The following is a 1,043-nucleotide window of genomic DNA, read 5'->3' as shown; positions in this document are numbered from 1 at the left end:
GTTGAGTTCGACAAGATCGACTCGGCTCCGGAAGAAAAAGCGCGCGGTATCACCATCAACACCGCTCACGTCGAGTACAACTCGAACATTCGTCACTACGCTCACGTTGACTGCCCAGGTCACGCTGACTACGTGAAGAACATGATCACCGGTGCTGCCCAGATGGACGGCGCGATCCTGGTTTGCTCGGCCGCCGATGGTCCGATGCCACAAACCCGTGAGCACATCCTGCTGTCCCGTCAGGTTGGTGTTCCGTACATCGTGGTCTTCCTGAACAAGGCTGACCTGGTAGACGACGCTGAGCTGCTGGAACTGGTCGAGATGGAAGTTCGCGACCTGCTGTCCACCTACGACTTCCCAGGCGACGACACCCCGATCATCATCGGTTCGGCTCGTATGGCGCTGGAAGGCAAAGACGACAACGAAATGGGTACCAGCGCTGTCAAGAAGCTGGTTGAAACTCTGGATGCCTACATCCCTGAGCCAGTTCGTGCCATCGACCAGCCGTTCCTGATGCCGATCGAAGACGTATTCTCGATCTCGGGTCGTGGTACCGTTGTTACCGGCCGTATCGAGCGTGGTATCGTCCGCGTTCAAGATCCGCTGGAAATCGTTGGTCTGCGTGACACCACCACCACCACCTGCACCGGTGTTGAGATGTTCCGCAAGCTGCTGGACGAAGGTCGTGCTGGCGAGAACTGCGGCGTTCTGCTGCGTGGTACCAAGCGTGACGACGTTGAGCGTGGCCAGGTTCTGGTCAAGCCAGGTTCGGTCAAGCCGCACACCAAGTTCACCGCAGAAGTCTACGTCCTGTCGAAGGAAGAAGGCGGCCGTCACACTCCGTTCTTCAAGGGCTACCGTCCTCAGTTCTACTTCCGTACCACTGACGTGACCGGTAACTGCGAACTGCCGGAAGGCGTTGAGATGGTAATGCCAGGTGACAACATCCAGATGACTGTCACCCTGATCAAGACCATCGCAATGGAAGACGGTCTGCGCTTCGCCATCCGTGAAGGCGGTCGTACCGTCGGCGCCGGCGTCGT

General features: G+C 58.1%; 1 protein-coding gene. It reads left to right on the top strand.

All coding sequences use genetic code 11. The annotated features are described in order from the left end of the window. A partial coding sequence (gene tuf, locus CC207_RS17880) for an elongation factor Tu (protein WP_069017838.1) occupies positions 1-1,043 on the top strand: 1,043 nt, incomplete at both ends.

Source organism: Pseudomonas sp. DrBHI1, assembly GCF_002205115.1.
Taxonomy (GTDB): domain Bacteria; phylum Pseudomonadota; class Gammaproteobacteria; order Pseudomonadales; family Pseudomonadaceae; genus Aquipseudomonas; species Aquipseudomonas mosselii.
The sequence above is the reverse complement of the archived record's forward strand: the minus strand, read 5'-3'. Positions and strand labels throughout refer to the sequence as shown.